Annotated in this window: 14 protein-coding genes; 11 read left to right on the top strand and 3 right to left on the bottom strand. The window is 34.4% G+C overall.

The window, feature by feature from the left end:
* Position 1: 1 nt before the first annotated feature.
* Entirely contained in the window at positions 2 to 1150 is a 1149-nt protein-coding gene (locus GM921_RS12630) for a DNA polymerase III subunit (protein WP_182922997.1), read from the bottom strand.
* 123 nt (positions 1151 to 1273) lie between these two features.
* Here GM921_RS12630 and GM921_RS12625 point away from each other — a divergent pair, with 123 nt between their 5' ends.
* The 8 genes from GM921_RS12625 (at position 1274) to GM921_RS12590 (ending at position 8847) form a co-directional block, all read left to right on the top strand.
* A complete protein-coding gene (locus tag GM921_RS12625) occupies positions 1274 to 1702 on the top strand; it encodes a MarR family winged helix-turn-helix transcriptional regulator (protein WP_182922996.1) in 429 nt (142 codons plus the stop codon).
* Positions 1703 to 1712: 10 nt separating this feature from the next.
* Complete coding sequence (locus GM921_RS12620) at positions 1713 to 3896, top strand: outer membrane beta-barrel family protein (protein ID WP_182922995.1); 2184 nt, start codon at positions 1713 to 1715, stop codon at positions 3894 to 3896.
* A gap of 97 nt (positions 3897 to 3993) precedes the next feature.
* A complete protein-coding gene (ruvX, locus tag GM921_RS12615; RefSeq protein WP_182922994.1) occupies positions 3994 to 4410 on the top strand; it encodes a Holliday junction resolvase RuvX in 417 nt (138 codons plus the stop codon).
* Between the two features lie 5 nt (positions 4411 to 4415).
* Positions 4416 to 5051, top strand: a complete 636-nt coding sequence (locus tag GM921_RS12610) for an O-methyltransferase (RefSeq protein WP_182922993.1) — start codon at positions 4416 to 4418, stop codon at positions 5049 to 5051.
* 11 nt (positions 5052 to 5062) lie between these two features.
* Positions 5063 to 5770 carry a glucosaminidase domain and LysM peptidoglycan-binding domain-containing protein gene (locus GM921_RS12605; RefSeq protein ID WP_182922992.1) on the top strand — a complete coding sequence of 236 codons (708 nt, stop codon included), beginning with the start codon at positions 5063 to 5065 and terminating at the stop codon, positions 5768 to 5770.
* Positions 5770 to 6618, top strand: a complete 849-nt coding sequence (locus GM921_RS12600; protein WP_182922991.1) for a glucosaminidase domain-containing protein — start codon at positions 5770 to 5772, stop codon at positions 6616 to 6618. The genes GM921_RS12605 and GM921_RS12600 overlap by 1 nt, the downstream gene beginning before the upstream one ends.
* 50 nt (positions 6619 to 6668) lie before the next feature.
* Positions 6669 to 7436, top strand: a complete 768-nt coding sequence (locus GM921_RS12595) for a hypothetical protein (RefSeq protein ID WP_182922990.1) — start codon at positions 6669 to 6671, stop codon at positions 7434 to 7436.
* Between the two features lie 418 nt (positions 7437 to 7854).
* Positions 7855 to 8847, top strand: coding sequence for a DUF3078 domain-containing protein (locus GM921_RS12590; protein WP_182922989.1), 993 nt, complete (start codon positions 7855 to 7857; stop codon positions 8845 to 8847).
* Between the two features lie 99 nt (positions 8848 to 8946).
* Here GM921_RS12590 and GM921_RS12585 read toward each other — a convergent pair whose 3' ends face one another.
* Positions 8947 to 11379, bottom strand: a complete 2433-nt coding sequence (locus GM921_RS12585; protein ID WP_182922988.1) for a DUF5916 domain-containing protein — start codon at positions 11377 to 11379, stop codon at positions 8947 to 8949.
* A gap of 175 nt (positions 11380 to 11554) precedes the next feature.
* Between GM921_RS12585 and ffh the strand changes: the two genes are divergently transcribed.
* From ffh to GM921_RS12570, 3 genes are all read left to right on the top strand, one after another.
* A complete protein-coding gene (gene ffh / locus GM921_RS12580; RefSeq protein WP_182922987.1) occupies positions 11555 to 12895 on the top strand; it encodes a signal recognition particle protein in 1341 nt (446 codons plus the stop codon).
* Positions 12896 to 13157: 262 nt separating this feature from the next.
* Positions 13158 to 14696, top strand: a complete 1539-nt coding sequence (locus GM921_RS12575; RefSeq protein WP_182922986.1) for a YifB family Mg chelatase-like AAA ATPase — start codon at positions 13158 to 13160, stop codon at positions 14694 to 14696.
* A gap of 90 nt (positions 14697 to 14786) precedes the next feature.
* Positions 14787 to 15314, top strand: a complete 528-nt coding sequence (locus tag GM921_RS12570) for an REP-associated tyrosine transposase (protein ID WP_182922985.1) — start codon at positions 14787 to 14789, stop codon at positions 15312 to 15314.
* 425 nt (positions 15315 to 15739) lie between these two features.
* Here GM921_RS12570 and GM921_RS12565 read toward each other — a convergent pair whose 3' ends face one another.
* Positions 15740 to 15964: a hypothetical protein gene (locus GM921_RS12565; protein WP_182922984.1), complete on the bottom strand. Its 225-nt coding sequence runs from the start codon at positions 15962 to 15964 to the stop codon at positions 15740 to 15742.
* Between the last annotated feature and the right edge of the window lie 226 nt (positions 15965 to 16190).

Genomic DNA, 16190 nt, shown 5'->3' with positions numbered 1-16190 from the left:
ATTAATTGTATATATATTGAGTCCCTTTCGGGAACGTTTTAAACTTAATTATTTTTACTAGTTGTAAAGATACATCTAAAAACAGAATTTTTGGATTCGCATTGCGCTCGATGTGGTAATGCGCTTTTTCCAACTCGTTAATTAGCGCTTCTACCATGGCTAAATTTAGCACATTTGTGGAAAGTTTTACTGCGATTTCTAAGGTTTGATGTGGCAACTTTACCAGATCATCAGCTCCGCTTAACAACAAACTACATTCGCGTAAAAAGTTGATGCCGTATTTTAAAAAGTTCTTCTGATTTTCTCTGCCCCAACTTGCTGCTGTATCGGTAAAAGCAATCATTGCTGGCACTTTATTTCCAAAACCCATACGCAACCATTCCGTAAAATAACCTGCATTGTTGTTGGGCGTATCATTTAATAATGCCTTTGCTTCTATCAAATTTCCATCCGCCAAAAAACTATATTCTGCCGCTTGGTTATCTGATAATTGTGCTTTGTGAATGAGATAATTTTCAATATCAGCATCTGCTAATTTTGGAATTTTAACGATCTGCGTACGCGATAAAATAGTCGATAAAATTTGCTCTTGATTTTGAGCGACTAAAATAAATAAGGTGTTTGCAGGCGGTTCTTCTATAATTTTTAGTAATGCATTTCCTTCTCTATCCAAAAATTCCGGCAGCCACATAATCAATACTTTTGTATCTGCTTCGAAAGCTTTATAGCTTAATTTTTTGATGATATCGTGACACTCGGCAATGTTAATGTTGGCTTGTTTATTTTCTGCACTCAATTTTGAACGCCAAATATCCAAATCGAAATAAGGATCTTCGAGTAATAAACTACGCCATTCTTCCAACACATCTACTGCAATTTTTACATCTTTTGACGCGAAAAAAGGATAGGAGAAATGTAAATCTGGATGAATATATTTTTCGTATTTGCGACAAGAAGAACATTCGCCGCAACTATCTATGTCTGTTTTATTTTGGCAGTTGATGTATTGCGCATAGGCAATTGCCAAGAGTAAAGCGCCACTTCCTTCGGCAGATAAAAACAATTGCGCATGACTTACCCTGTTTTCTACAATGGTTTGTATCAACTGTTTTTTTAAGCTCTCTTGTCCAATTATCTCTTTAAACTGCATTGGTGCAAAATAAGAAATAGTTTGGAGAAATGAACAAAGAACAAGGAGCAAAGACTTTTGTAAAATAATTGTTGATATATCAATTATTGATGATGCATTTATATTTTTGTGATAGGAAACACCATGGAAAAATTAAATGACACACTACTTTACACTTTAGATAAGTGTTTTAGAACTTATAATCAGTTTGCACAACGAAATGTACGCAAAGCTGGATACGATATTACAATTGACCAATGGCTCATTTTAAAAAGCGTTGCTGAAAATCCCGATATAACTCAAAACGATATTAGCAAAATTGTTTTTAAAGACAATGCATCTATCACACGCATTATTCAATTATTGATAAATGCAGGTTATTTAATTCGCGAAATTCATCCCTCAGATAGGAGAAGGGTAAATTTAACATTAACCGGAAGCGGCAAAAAAATCACAATAGATGTGAACGAAATCGCTATTCAGAATAGAACCACCGCCCTGAAAAATATTAATGAAGAAGCTGTTCAACAAATGAAAAACTTACTTCAACAAGTTATTGAGAACTGCAAATAAACACACACAAATGAAACTATTAATTAGACTCTTTTTAATATTATTCTGCTTTGTGAATTGCTTTACGGTGATGGCACAAACCACAAAACCCGATACGAGCGCAAAAAAACTAAAAGAAGTAACCATTACGAGCAAGAAACAACTGATTGAGCGCAAACAAGGCAAAACCATTATAAATGTTGATGCCGCAATTACCAATGCTGGGACCACGGTTTTAGAAGTGTTAGAAAAATCTCCAGGAGTTATGGTAGATAAAAATGGTGGAATTAGTTTGCAAGGAAAGCCAAGTGTTTTGGTATTAATTGATGATAAACCAACTTATTTATCGGGTACGGAATTGAGCAATTTGTTGGGAAGTATGAGTTCTGCACAAGTAAATCAGATCGAATTAATTACTAGTCCATCTGCAAAATATGATGCGAGCGGAAATGCAGGGATCATCAACATTAAAACCAAAAAGAATAAACAAGAAGGTTTTAATGGAAACTTCTTAACCAATATCGGTCAAGGGAAATATTTGAAAAACAACAATTCGTTAGTTCTAAATTTCAGAAAAGGCAGAATAAACACATTTATGAATTATGGTTTCAATTACAATAAAAACTTTACCTCTATTTATGCGTATCGTCAATATTTTGATAACCAAGGTGCCGTTACTTCTGCATTAGATCAGCCTTCTTATTTAGGAAACGAGGGTCATAACAATTCTCTTAAAACTGGACTAGATTTTTATGCATCAGAAAAAACAACTTTTGGGCTTACCCTTTCTGGTAGTTTAGTAGCCCGTAAGGGCGCTGGCGATGCGGTTGCGACTTGGCTAAGTCCACAAAAAGCAATTGATTCGGCCATTACGACCTATAGCGGGAGCGATTTTAGATTAAGGAACGGTGCAGTAAATGTATATGGTAGACACAATATCACTAAAACTCAAGATATTGGTTTTGATGTAGATTATCTTAAGTACACTATTGATAACGATCAAAATTTTCAAAATATCCGTACTGGAGCGGTTGCTTATAATCAAGGTTCGCGTGGAGATATTCCTTCTAAACTAGAAATATTTTCAGCCAAGGTCGATTATACTTTGCAGCTGGGAAAAAATGCAAAATTTGAAGCTGGTGCGAAATCTTCATCTATTAATACCGACAATACCGCAAATTATGAGTTGTTTGATGGAACAAATTGGAAAGAGGACCTTAAGAAAAGTAACCACTTTTTGTACAAAGAAAACATCAATTCTGTGTATAGCAGTTTAGAGCATAAAATTAATCGTTTCAGCTATCAACTCGGCGTTCGTTATGAAAACACCCATTACACTGGAAACCAATTAGGTAATGCATCGCAAGCAGGAAGTAATTTTTCTAAAAATTATCAAGATTTCTTCCCATCGGGATATTTATCCTATCAAGTTGATTCGGCAAACTCATTTTCTTTTACTGCGGGTCGTAGAATAGATCGTCCGGCATATCAGAAATTAAATCCTTTTGTTTTTATCATCAATAAATATACTTATCAACGTGGAAATCCATTCTTTTTACCACAATACACTTGGAATTTTGAGTTGAGTCATTCATATAAACAACTCTTAACAACTGCCGTTTCATATAGCGGAATTAAAAATTATTTCTCTCAATTATTTTTATCCGAAGGTGATGATATTTTGGTGTATACAGAAGGAAACGTTGGACAAATGTATAATTTTGGTGCATCTGTTACTTTACAGGTTTCGCCTGCTAAATGGTGGTCGTTAACCGCTCAAAGTAATTTCAATTATAAAAAATTAAGCGGTTATCAGAATGTGAATTATAAATCGTCTGTAAAACAATTGCACACGAGTATGAATAATCAGTTTAAGCTAAGCAAAACTTTAAACGGGGAAATTTCTGGGTTTTATACCACTAAAAATCGTAACGATTTACAAGAATTATTATCGCCAACCGGACAAGTGTCGGCGGGTTTGGCTAAAACTATTCTAAAAGGAAAAGGAATATTAAGATTAACAGCGAGAGATATTTTTTACACTCAATCTATGGAGGGAATGACCGATTTCCCTAGTGCAAACGAATACTTCATTTTATGGCGAGATAGTCAAGTAATTAATGCTGGTTTCAGTTATCGTTTTGGTAAACCACTTAAACCAGCTAAACGTTCTACCGGCGGTGCGGGAGATGAAATTAATAGAGCGGGAACGTAATATTCAATCTCAAACTTTGACAAAGCAGCATGCATATTGTGACTAAGCTTTGTCAAAGTTAAAATCCAATTTCGTCAAAAATCATATCTTTGATTTTATGGCACGCATCCTCGCTTTTGATTATGGCACCAAACGTATCGGCATTGCCGTAACAGATCCTTTGCAAATTATTGCAACGGGTTTGGATACCATACACCCAAAAGATATTCTCGAATACCTTAAAAAATATATGCTTACCGAGCAGATTGAGGCTTTTGTAATTGGAGATCCTAAACAAATGGATGGTTCGCCGTCGGAATCTGCACAGCATGTAAAAGGCTTTTCTACCATTCTAAAAAAGAACTTTCCTACTATTCCGCAGCACTGGATAGATGAACGTTATACGTCTAAATTAGCAGAGCAAACTATTATGCAAAGCGGATTTAAAAAGAGCGACAGAAGAGATAAAGGAAGGGTTGATGCGATAGCGGCGACAATAATTTTGCAATATTTTATGGAACAACACCGTTTATAAACACAATGATTAGCGAAGAATTACAAAATTTATTGTTAAAATACTGCGAGCCAGAAGATGAATTGCTACAGCAAATAAATCGAGAAACTCATCTTAAAGTGTTAATGCCTCGCATGTTAAGTGGGCATTATCAAGGTCGTGTTTTAAGTTTGCTAAGCAAAATGAATTCGCCTAAAAGGATTTTAGAAATTGGCACTTTTACGGGCTACGCTACCCTATGTTTAGCCGAAGGATTAACGGAAGATGGGATTATTTATACCCTAGATATTAATGCAGAACTAGAAGAAATGGTTCGAGGAAATTTTGCAAAATCACCATTAAATTCTAAAATAAAATATACCATTGGCGATGCACAACAAAGTTTAAAAACATTAGATAACGAAACATTTGATTTAGTTTTTATAGATGCTGATAAAAAGAACAATGGAACGTACTACGATTTAATTTTCGACCAAGTAAAACCTGGCGGAATCATCATTGTAGATAATGTGCTTTGGAGCGGAAAAGTATTAAATAATGCACAAGACAAAGACACCAAAAACATTAGCAGTTTTAATGATCAAATTGCTGCAGATAAAAGAGTTGAAAAATTAATATTACCCGTTAGAGATGGGCTTTTTGTAATTCGGAAGTTAAGTTAAATCGACAAACAATGAAAAAAACGATTACTTTATTCATTCTATTATTAACCTCTATTTTTGTTAAAGCACAAACTACACAAGATTATATAGCCGAACATGTTGATTATGCTCAAAAATTGATGCGAATATACCAAGTGCCCGCAAGTATAATTTTAGGTGTTGCTATTCACGAATCTGCCGCAGGCAAAAGTAAAATTGCTCGTTATTTAAATAATCATTTCGGGGTAAAAGGGCCAAATAATAGTAATGAAATTCGCTCTGCATATAGAGATTATCCGACAGTAGATTCTTCTTATAATCATTTCGTTTCTTTTTTACGTGATCGGACTTATTATAATGTGCTTTTTACTAAATATGATCAATATGATTATAAAAATTGGGCAAGAGGAATTCAGCGTGGAGGGTATGCAAGTAGTCGTACATGGGCGTCGCAAGTTATTGCATTAATAAAGAAATATGAATTGTATAAATACGATGATCGACCTGATGATTATATGGAAACTGTAATTCCTGCAACAAATATTGTGGCAAAATCAACTAGAAGTAGCCGTACAAAATCACGTTCATCAATTGCTAAAAAAAGTAAAAGTTATACGATAAAATCTGGTGAAAATTTAAATCAAATTGCAGAAAGAAACGGTACAACATCGACAGCTTTAATGCGAAAAAATGGATTGAAATCGGCAGTTGTGCAACCTGGTCAGAAAATTAAATTATAATGAGAAAAATTACGCTCCTTTTAGCTATTGCTGTTTTATTTTTTAGCGCTTGTAAATCGAGACAATATAGTCGCAATAACAAGCAAATTGAAAAAGCTGCAAATAAGGAAAATCCAGATTTTACAACTTACACTACCTTAACCTATATTGATGCTTTTAAAGCTGTGGCGATAGAAGAAATGAATGCATATGGAATTCCGGCAAGTATTACATTAGCTCAAGGTATTTTAGAATCGGGTAGTGGAAATAGTAGTTTGGCTAAATATGCAAATAATCATTTCGGCATTAAATGTACTGCAGAATGGAAAGGAAAAGCATATTACAAAGATGATGACCAGAGTAATGATTGTTTTAGAGTGTATAAAGATGCGAGAGAATCATACAAAGATCATTCTGAGTTTTTAAAACGTAAGCGTTATAGCTTCTTATTTGAATTAGATAAGAACGATTATAAAAATTGGGCGCAAGGATTAAAGACTGCTGGATATGCCACAAACCCTAAATATCCAGAAATGTTGATAACAGTTATTGAGAAGTATAAATTATATCTATATGATCAGCCTGAGAGCGAAAGCGATAAAATTTCACGAGAAGATCGCGTTTTTACACAGATAAATGCGAATATTCCGGTAGAAAAGAAAAAGTTTACACCTGTTGATGTAGCGCCAAAAGATCCGCCAACTTCTCCAACTGCAACAAGTACCGAAAGTTATTATACTGTTAAACAAGGTGATACTTTATTTAAAATTGCTCAACAATACAAATTAACTGTTGATGAATTAAAGGCTTTGAACAAATTAAACGACAATGGTATTAAAATTGGCCAAAAACTTTTGGTAGTTAAATAATGTTAAGAAAGACATAACTATTTCTAACATATTGTAGTTTTGTTAAACAAATGAAATTCTCGGGTCTTTTCTTATTGTTAGCACTTTGCTCTTTTCAACTTTTTGCACAAACCAAACCTGTGCAGGGCTTTGTGGTGGATAAGGATAGCAAACTGAGATTAGCAAAGGTTTATATTTACAATCCTACAAACGATGATGGGATTTATAACAACAACAAAGGAGAATTTGTTAGCAATGTAAAAGTTGGTGATACGCTTTTTGCTGCTCTCGGTGGTTATGGAATGGATACCGTGATTTATAAAGGTCAATCCGCTATCGTTTTTCAGCTAAAATCTTTAAGTATTAAACTAAAAGAAGTGAAAATTTATGGCAAGGCGCTAAGTCCTCAAGATCAATACACAAAAACCTTAAAAGATTATAAATATGCGCTTGATAAAGGCAATACAAGTGATTTATTGAACGTTGGTTTGGGCGGCGTAGGTTTAGGTATTGATGCGATTTACAATTTATTGAGTAGACAGGGCAAAAATGCTCGGCATTTGCAAGCAATTTTAGAAAGAGATTATCGTGAAGCCATTATAGATTATCGCTTTAGACCAGATTATATAAGATCAGTTGTTACAACAAACGATACTGAGTTAAGTGATTTTATGTTGCAATATAGGCCAACATACCAATTTGTTTTATCAGCTTCTGATTACTCTTTTGTACAATATGTTAAAAATAGTTTTGCTTCTTATAAAAGGAATCCAGCTATGTTTAGATTACCAAGTTTACCAAAAATGAGTGCGCCAAATCTCAGTTATCAAAATCAATGAGGTTTTGGTTTATCATATTGCCCAATTTATCCGCAAATGCGATGGCAATATTTCCTTTTATCTTGTTAAAAAATAAAGCTCAAAAACAAGATGCAACCTTAATCAATCACGAGCAAATACATCTTCGGCAACAGCTGGAATTATTGGTTTTCCCCTTCTACTTCTTATACCTACTAAATTATTTCATCAACCTTGTTAAATATAAAAACCATTACCAGGCTTATTTTAACATTTCTTTTGAAAGAGAGGCGTATCATTTTGAACATGATTTGAATTATTTATCCAGCAGGAAATGGTATAGCTGGATAAACTTTTTAAAATAGAAGTTTGCTTTGCATGCTATCAATGAAGATGTTACCACATGTTTTATCATAAATCTTTTTATTCCGCATAATTTTTGTTTTTATTTGCAATACAAATGAAAAACCTATTACTTACTTTCCTAATCGTTTTTGCGCTTTCCTCTCATCTCGCTGCTCAAGAAGTAGACACCATTCCTATTCCCACAAAAGATTTGGATATCAAGTTGAAACGTAGTCCACTTCCTTCTAGGATGGGAACTTTACAATTTCAGCCTGTTAAATTAAGTCCAGCATTAGTAGATGCAAAAATAAATTACTGGAAAACCAAAACATCCGTTGGTATTAACATTAACCAAGCATCATTTAGTGATAATTGGAAAGGTGGCGGCGTAAATTCATTAGCTATTGGCGGTTTGGTAAATTATAAAGCCGAATACAGCAAAGAAAGTTACAGCTATGTGAGCGAAGTTATTTTGCAATATGGCAAAGTAAAAAACAAAAGTCAATTACAAAAGAAAACAACCGATCGTATTTATTGGGACAACAAAGCGGCTATACAGCTTTCAAAAAATTGGTATTTCTTTGGTTCGATTAATTTTGAATCGCAATTTGACAAAGGATTTTCTTACAGTAAAGATGCGCAAGGGAATGAAAAGGAAACGCTCATTTCAAAATTCATGGCACCGGGTTATTTAACAGAATCTATAGGTTTTGAATATAAACCAACTAAGTATTTCTCTACTCGTATTGGTACAGGAACTGCCCGTCAAACATTTGTGTTAGATAGCGTGCTTCAACAAAAAAATGCGATTAATTTCGGTGTGCCAAAAGGTAAAAGTTTTAGAAATGAACTGGCTTTTCAGATTGTAACTAGTTTTGAAAAGGAGATTTTTCAAAATGTTACCTTAAAAACGCGTTATAACATGTTTATTCCTTACGATAATTTTGGGCATATAGATCATAGATTAGATGTAAATGTTGTAGCAAAAATTAATCGTTTTATGAATGTTTCTCTTACTGGTGTTGGTTTATACGATAGAGATACTGATCTTAAAATTCAGGGTAGCCAAACACTAGCCCTAGGTTTAATGTTCATTTTTCCGAGGTAAAATGGTTTATTAATTCATTGGCTCACTTGTTCATTTGTACATGATGCTTAGGCATTTAGCCTAATGAACTGATGACACCAATGAGCCAATGTGAACAACCTACTTACTTTTCTTTTTCACCAAGCCCAAATAATCTATATAGTATAATACCTTGATAGATAAACTGTTATTTTGAGGTCCAGATATTACTTTATCAAAGTTTTTGCCATAACGTTTGGTTAAGAATTTATCGTTAGTTTCTGCAGCATCTTTGTACGTAATACTTAACTCACTACCTGGTGTAAATTGCCAAACATAAGCCAAATCAATATTAAAAACGTTATAGTTTCTGTCCACATTTTGCAAAGCTGGGCCAGTGTATGCGTTTAATCCGCCAGCAGTATTTAATGCATAAAACTCTTTATTTCTTCTGTCAGACCAATAATGTCTTACGCCCAACTGAATTCCCATTTTATTGCTGAAACTATATTTAGCATCCATCGTGTTTTCAACTGTGTTTCTATCGTATCTAGAAAAAACAGATTGCGCACCATTAAATCCTACCCAGCTTACAAAATCATAACTCGGATTAAAGTTTAAATCTAAACCAAACGCCAATTTATCACTCACTCTAAAATTCTGAAAGAAGTAAAAATTATAGTTAACGCCATCAAATAAATCTACCTTAGTTCTGGTTATATTTCCTCCAAAATTGTAGGCTTTTGCTCTATTTGGGTTGATATAAATTCCCAAACGGTAACTTGCTGGAGCTTTATAAACTTGTCCATTTCTAGATTCATAAAAATCATTTGATTTTGCCAACACATTTGCATTCAATTCCGCCGACCATTGATTTTTAAACTGAACATATACGCCTGGGAAAAAACCTAAACTCTGATAATCGCCGGGCTTAAACCTCCTCGAATATTCTACTTCAGTCCATGCCTGAATTTGATTATACCATTTGCCTGGTTTATAAACGTTGTATGCAAAATTTACAGATTGATTGAAGAAGTTATTATTGGTATAAAATCCCATATCAGATGGGTCGAATTTGGTGTCCGAAAATTCTTGCTTATAATTAAATGTATACGTTCCGCTTTTCTTTCCTAGTTGCAATTCATAACTATAACCATTGCGATTTTCCTTAATTGGATCTGCAGTTAAATAGCTCATTTTACCAGCACCATTAATAAAATAAGCATTCTTTTTATCGTTAATATTAAAAAGTGCAGCGCTCACATTTGCATCATAAGCACTTCCATGCCTCAATACATTGGTATTAATTACGCTAACAGAACTGTTGTTTTTTAACGATTGATCTAATACAAAAATATTGTAATTGGTTAGCGGTTGGCTTTCAAATCGGCTACTATTTCCTGTCGGATCCTCTACCTCTGTGTACATTTTATTCGTAATCGCATTAAAAACCCCTATTCCTAATCCTTTAGAAGTACGTCCCGAAATTTTAGTCGCATTTAATACTTTTCCTTCTTGAGGGTCTTTAATTACTTTATCAGTAGATTTTAATCCGCTTTTATCAAAATATGATGGAATTGACCCAATTCTTTTAGAATAAAACAAATCTCCTTTATTGAATAATTCTGTCCCTTCAGTAAAAAACTGACGGTTTTCATTGAATTTTACCTCAAATGGTGTAAGGTTTAATACACGATAATCACTCTGTACCTGACCAAAATCGGGGATTAACGTCATATCTAAAGTGAAACTTTGGTTAATACCATATTTTACATCCATACCACCATTAATAGATGCTTGTGTGTTTTTTATCCCTGGAGTATTATATGGATAATTACTAATTAGTGTAGAAACATAAGGCGAAAACGACAAGCGCAAAGGGGCTTTAATGCCTTGTAAACCCTCTAAAACACCACTTTGATTAATAAAACCGCTTACTTTCGGATCTACAAAATTCCAAAAAGTTTGTCGGTTAGTTCCTGTTCTTTTACGGGTAACATTCATTCCCCAGTTTTGAATATCCTTACTAGAAAATCGCAATGCGGAATAAGGAATTTTCATTTCTGCCGTCCAACCTTTATCATCAATTTTTACTGCGCTTTCCCAAACTGCATTCCAATTCGGATCTTCATCTCCAATAAGTGAATATTTAGCATCGAATTGAACACCAGCGGCTGTAACAAAAAAACCATTGCCATTCTGTCCATCTAAGAAAGTATCGAAAACAACGCCTATAAAATCGGCATTGCCAATATTATCTCTAGCAACTAATTCATGTACAACGCTATCAGGTTTATCGTACATTCTGGCCGAAACATAAATGGCATAATCATCGTACAAAAATTTTATTTCGGTTCTGCCTTCTTTGGGTTCCACACGACCAGGGACTGGTCTATTCTCTACAAAATCTGTGGCTATTGGAACTCCATCCCAAACGGCATCATCTAAAAAACCATCTATCTTTGGGCTTACGGAAGTTCTTTTTGCTTGAACTTTCTTCTTGGATGGGGTACTTTGTGCAAAGCTAGTTGGTGCACATAAAGCTAATATAAGGCAAGTAAAAATTAGTTTCATTTGGTTTGTTTGTTCACTATAAGACAGTACTTCACTACGAAATGTTGCATGACATTGGAAAAATATTTTTATCTCGAAATGAAATGTCTTAAAGATGAAGAATGTTGCTATGCCTTTCGTGCAAAATTGATAACTTTGTAGCTTACAATTTTTTAGAAAACTAAGCATTATAGAAATGTTTGAAAATTTACAGGATAAGCTAGACAGAGCATTTAAAGTTTTAAAAGGACAAGGAAGTATTACCGAAATCAACGTGGCTGAAACCATGAAAGAGATTAGGAAAGCTTTATTAGATGCCGATGTAAATTATAAAACAGCTAAAACTTTTACAGATGATGTGAAAGAGAAGGCATTAGGATTAAATGTACTTACGGCAGTTTCTCCAGGTCAGTTATTGACCAAAGTAATGAACGATGAGCTTGCTGCTTTAATGGGTGGTGAGGTTACAGAACTTGATACTAAAAACAATCCAACTATTATATTAATTGCAGGTTTAAATGGTGCGGGTAAAACCACATTTACAGGTAAGCTTGCATTGCATTTAAAAGGCAAAGGTAAAAAACCTTTAATGGTTGCTGGTGACGTTTATCGCCCTGCTGCGGTAGATCAATTGCAGATTTTAGGTGAGCAAATTGGTGTGCCTGTTTATGCAAATACTGTTTCGAAAGATCCGATTGCAATTGCTTTAGAAGGTATTGCTGAAGGTAAAAAGAACAACAATAACGTAATTATTATTGATACTGCGGGTCGTTTATCTATCGACGAAAGTTTGATGAATGAGATTTCTGAGGTGAAAGCACAAACGAAACCTCATGAAATTTTATTTGTGGTTGATGCCATGACTGGTCAGGATGCGGTAAATACAGCAAAAATATTTAACGACAGATTAGATTTTACTGGTGTTGTTTTAACCAAATTAGATGGTGACACACGTGGTGGAGCTGCTTTATCTATTAAATCTGTTGTAAACAAACCAATTAAATTTATTGGTACTGGCGAGAAAATGGAAGCGCTGGATGTTTTCTATCCAGATCGTATGGCTTCTCGTATTTTGGGAATGGGTGATGTTGTTTCCTTGGTTGAACGTGCTCAAATGCAGTTTGATGAAAAAGAAGCGGCAGAATTGCAGAAGAAAATTCGTAAGAATAAATTCGATTTCAATGATTTCTATAACCAAATTCAGCAAATTAAGAAAATGGGTAACATGAAAGATTTGATGGGCATGATACCTGGTGTAGGTAAAATGATGAAAAATGTTGATATCGAAGATGATGCTTTTAAAAATGTAGAAGCAATTATCCAATCGATGACTCCTTTTGAAAAAGAAAACCCAGATAGCATACAACAAAGTCGCCGTTTGCGTATTGCAAAAGGTTCGGGTAATAAAATTGAAGAAGTAACCAAACTGATTAAACAATTTGAAGATATGCGCAAAGTAATGAAGCAGTTTTCAAATCCAGCGGCAGCGGCAAAAATGATGAAAAATATGCCAAAGATGCCACAAGGTAGAATGTAGGTTTAAACATAAACTAGAAAATCCCGTTGCGAAAGTTCCGGGATTTTTTTTGTGGTTTTATTTCACCACCTTAGAAACCTAAGGGCTTCTTAGAGAAAAAGAAAAACTTAGGATTACTAAGATGTCTTAGATGGTATAATATTTTATCCCTGTTATTTCCTAAAAGGAAAATTCTATCCCTTATACTTAAAGAAATTGCCCTATAGTTTCAATTTTAAAAAGGAATCTATAAATCCCTTTTGCATTGCATACATTGTAAACTATGCTTGTAAAAACCTATGGAAGTGCCGTTTATGGTGTGGATGCTTTAACCATTACAATTGAAGTAAGTATTGTAAGTGGCACCAAATATTTTGTGGTTGGCCTGCCCGATAACGCCGTGAAAGAAAGTATGTTTCGGGTAGAAAGTGCTATCAGAACTTCAGGATATCATATGCCAAGACAACGAATTGTTGTAAATCTCGCACCTGCGGATATAAGAAAAGAAGGTTCGGCTTACGACTTGTCCATCGCCATTGCAATTTTAGCAGCTTCTGGACAAATTAAAACAGATGAACTGGATCAATACTTTATTATGGGCGAACTCTCTTTAGATGGAGGCTTGCAAAGTATTAAGGGCGCTTTGCCAATTGCCATACAAGCTCGTAACGATGGTTACAAAGGTTTCATTTTACCCAAAGTGAACTCTAGAGAAGCTGGTATTGTAAACGAGTTACTTGTTTACGGAATTGAAACGTTAGCCGAAGTAATTGATTTTTTTAATGGAAAAGAAAAACCTGAGCCTATTGTTGTAGATACAAGAGAAGAATTTTTTCGTCAGATAAATAGTTATGAGCAAGATTTCTCTGATGTTAAAGGGCAAGAAAATATTAAAAGAGCTTTAGAAATTGCCGCAGCTGGTGGACACAACGTAATTTTAATTGGTCCGCCGGGAGCTGGAAAAACCATGCTGGCTAAACGATTGCCAACCATTTTGCCCCCACTTAATTTACAAGAAGCCTTAGAAAGCACCAAGATTTATTCGGTAGCGGGGAAACTACCAGTTGCTAATGCATTAATGACCGAAAGACCTTATCGTTCTCCTCATCATACAATTTCCGATGTGGCTTTGGTTGGCGGAGGAATGAACCCGCAGCCTGGAGAAATCTCTTTGGCACATAATGGCGTTTTGTTTTTAGATGAATTGCCAGAGTTTAAGCGCTCGGTACTCGAGGTCATGCGTCAGCCTTTAGAAGATAGAAAAGTAAGTATTTCTAGGGCTAAATTCTCGGTAGAATATCCATCAAGTTTTATGTTGGTGGCTTCGATGAACCCTTGTCCTTGTGGATTTTTTAATCACCCAGAAAAAGAATGTTTGTGCGGCCCTGGCATTGTACAAAAGTATTTGAGTAAAATATCTGGACCGTTATTAGATAGAATAGATTTACATGTAGAGGTTACACCCGTTAATTTTACCGAGCTATCTTCATCCCGCGATGCGGAAAAAAGCAGCGAAATTAGAAAACGGGTAATGAAAGCTAGAGAAGTGCAAGACAAACGTTTTGCTGAAAATAATGTGCTACATTTTAATGCGCAAATGAGCCCAAATATGGTACGACAAATTTGTGTAATTGATGAAACTGGGCAAGTTTTAATTAAGCGAGCAATGGAAAAATTGGGCTTATCTGCAAGGGCTTATGATCGTATTTTAAAAGTTTCTCGCACTATTGCAGATTTAGCTGGAAGCGAAGCCATTGAAGCGGAACATTTAGCAGAGGCTATTCATTATAGAAGCTTGGATAGGGAAAGTTGGGCTGGGTAGGGTTTGATTTATAAATGCTGTTCGAGATGTTAAGCGAATCGCATCTCGTACTCAAGATAAAAGGGATTTCCAATCCCCCTAAAAACAAATATGGGATTAACATACACTATTAAAAACCAAAAAGGACAGTATTTTATCACCTGTACTGTAAACCAATGGGTTGATATTTTCACAAGAGATATATACAGAGAAATAGTATTGGATAGTATTAGGCATTGTCATCAAAATAAAGGCTTACAAGTTTACGGCTGGGTTTTGATGAGCAATCATATTCACATGATTGTTAGTAGCAATAAAAATAAACTAAGTGATATCGTTAGAGATTTTAAGAAATATACTGCTACAAAAATTGTTGAAGCAATAACTAATAATACAAATGAAAGTCGAAAAAGATGGCTGCTTTGGCTTTTAGTTAGTGAAGGAGAAATTTCATTTTGGCAAGAAGGTTATTATGGAGAAGAAATATTCAGCGCCAGCTTTTTTGAAACAAAATTAAATTACATTCACCAAAATCCAGTTAGGGCAGGTTTAGTAGAGAAGGAAGAAGAATATGTTTATAGTAGTTGTGGAGATTATTATGGAATAAGAAAAGGAAAACTAGAACTGGAAATAGAATAACATTTGGGATTGGAAATCCCTTTTATCTTTAAGTTCGAGATGCGCTTCGCTTAACATCTCGAACAGCAATAACTTAACGTCTCAAATGGCAATAAACTCACCAACAATCGAGCAATTTCAGCTTACACATCTTTCCTGTAATACTACATAATGACAAAAGCATTTTACAAAGAGACTTTGCTATATTACAATGCGTCTTTGTAAAATTACATAATGACAAAAGCATATTACAATGTGCCTATGTAGTATTACATAGTGATAAAAGCAGTTTACAAAGAGACTTTGTAGTATTACAATGTGTCTATGTAATATTACATAGCGCCTCTGTAATATTACAGAACGACATAAACAGTTTACAAAGAACCTTTGTAATAGTGCAGCGTTTTGAATTTATTAAACTTGATTGTAGCAAAATTGCTTTGCTATTAGTGGCTTTTGTTTCCTTTTGCAGATATATTAAAGATAATTCCAATAACTAAAAGTACGCCTCCAAGAAAACCTATCCAAGGGAAAGATCTTATTCCATTTATGTTAATGCTCCATGCATGTGCATCTACGGCATTTACATAATTAAGGTTATTAAATATAAAACTCCCTACAATTGCCATAACAATTCCGACTACAATTAGTACAATGCTTGCTTTTTTCATTTTATTGCTTATTTAATATTTTATTATATTTAAATAACAATAATTAAGCCATTTTTATTGTATTAACAATATTATTATAATACTTCTTCATTTAAAGAGTTAAATAAGTAGCGGTTATTATTCTAGCGTAAGCTTGATGGAGATTGCCACGACTTGTGAAGAACAAGCCTTGCAAAGACGATTAGCTTATCGCATTGTGTATTTCTCTCTCCTTTGTCGGTTATAC

The sequence above is a fragment of the Pedobacter planticolens genome (genome assembly GCF_014172375.1).
GTDB lineage: Bacteria > Bacteroidota > Bacteroidia > Sphingobacteriales > Sphingobacteriaceae > Pedobacter > Pedobacter planticolens.
The sequence above is the reverse complement of the archived record's forward strand: the minus strand, read 5'-3'. Positions and strand labels throughout refer to the sequence as shown.

Bases quoted from the DNA above. Each gene is read 5' to 3' on its own strand.
- GM921_RS12630 (WP_182922997.1), bottom strand. From the start codon at position 1,150: ATGCAGTTTAAAGAGATAATTGGACAAGAGAGCTTAAAAAAACAGTTG.
- GM921_RS12625 (WP_182922996.1), top strand. From the start codon at position 1,274: ATGGAAAAATTAAATGACACACTACTTTACACTTTAGATAAGTGTTTT.
- GM921_RS12620 (WP_182922995.1), top strand. From the start codon at position 1,713: ATGAAACTATTAATTAGACTCTTTTTAATATTATTCTGCTTTGTGAAT.
- ruvX (WP_182922994.1), top strand. From the start codon at position 3,994: ATGGCACGCATCCTCGCTTTTGATTATGGCACCAAACGTATCGGCATT.
- GM921_RS12610 (WP_182922993.1), top strand. From the start codon at position 4,416: ATGATTAGCGAAGAATTACAAAATTTATTGTTAAAATACTGCGAGCCA.
- GM921_RS12605 (WP_182922992.1), top strand. From the start codon at position 5,063: ATGAAAAAAACGATTACTTTATTCATTCTATTATTAACCTCTATTTTT.
- GM921_RS12600 (WP_182922991.1), top strand. From the start codon at position 5,770: ATGAGAAAAATTACGCTCCTTTTAGCTATTGCTGTTTTATTTTTTAGC.
- GM921_RS12595 (WP_182922990.1), top strand. From the start codon at position 6,669: ATGAAATTCTCGGGTCTTTTCTTATTGTTAGCACTTTGCTCTTTTCAA.
- GM921_RS12590 (WP_182922989.1), top strand. From the start codon at position 7,855: ATGAAAAACCTATTACTTACTTTCCTAATCGTTTTTGCGCTTTCCTCT.
- GM921_RS12585 (WP_182922988.1), bottom strand. From the start codon at position 11,379: ATGAAACTAATTTTTACTTGCCTTATATTAGCTTTATGTGCACCAACT.
- ffh (WP_182922987.1), top strand. From the start codon at position 11,555: ATGTTTGAAAATTTACAGGATAAGCTAGACAGAGCATTTAAAGTTTTA.
- GM921_RS12575 (WP_182922986.1), top strand. From the start codon at position 13,158: ATGCTTGTAAAAACCTATGGAAGTGCCGTTTATGGTGTGGATGCTTTA.
- GM921_RS12570 (WP_182922985.1), top strand. From the start codon at position 14,787: ATGGGATTAACATACACTATTAAAAACCAAAAAGGACAGTATTTTATC.
- GM921_RS12565 (WP_182922984.1), bottom strand. From the start codon at position 15,964: ATGAAAAAAGCAAGCATTGTACTAATTGTAGTCGGAATTGTTATGGCA.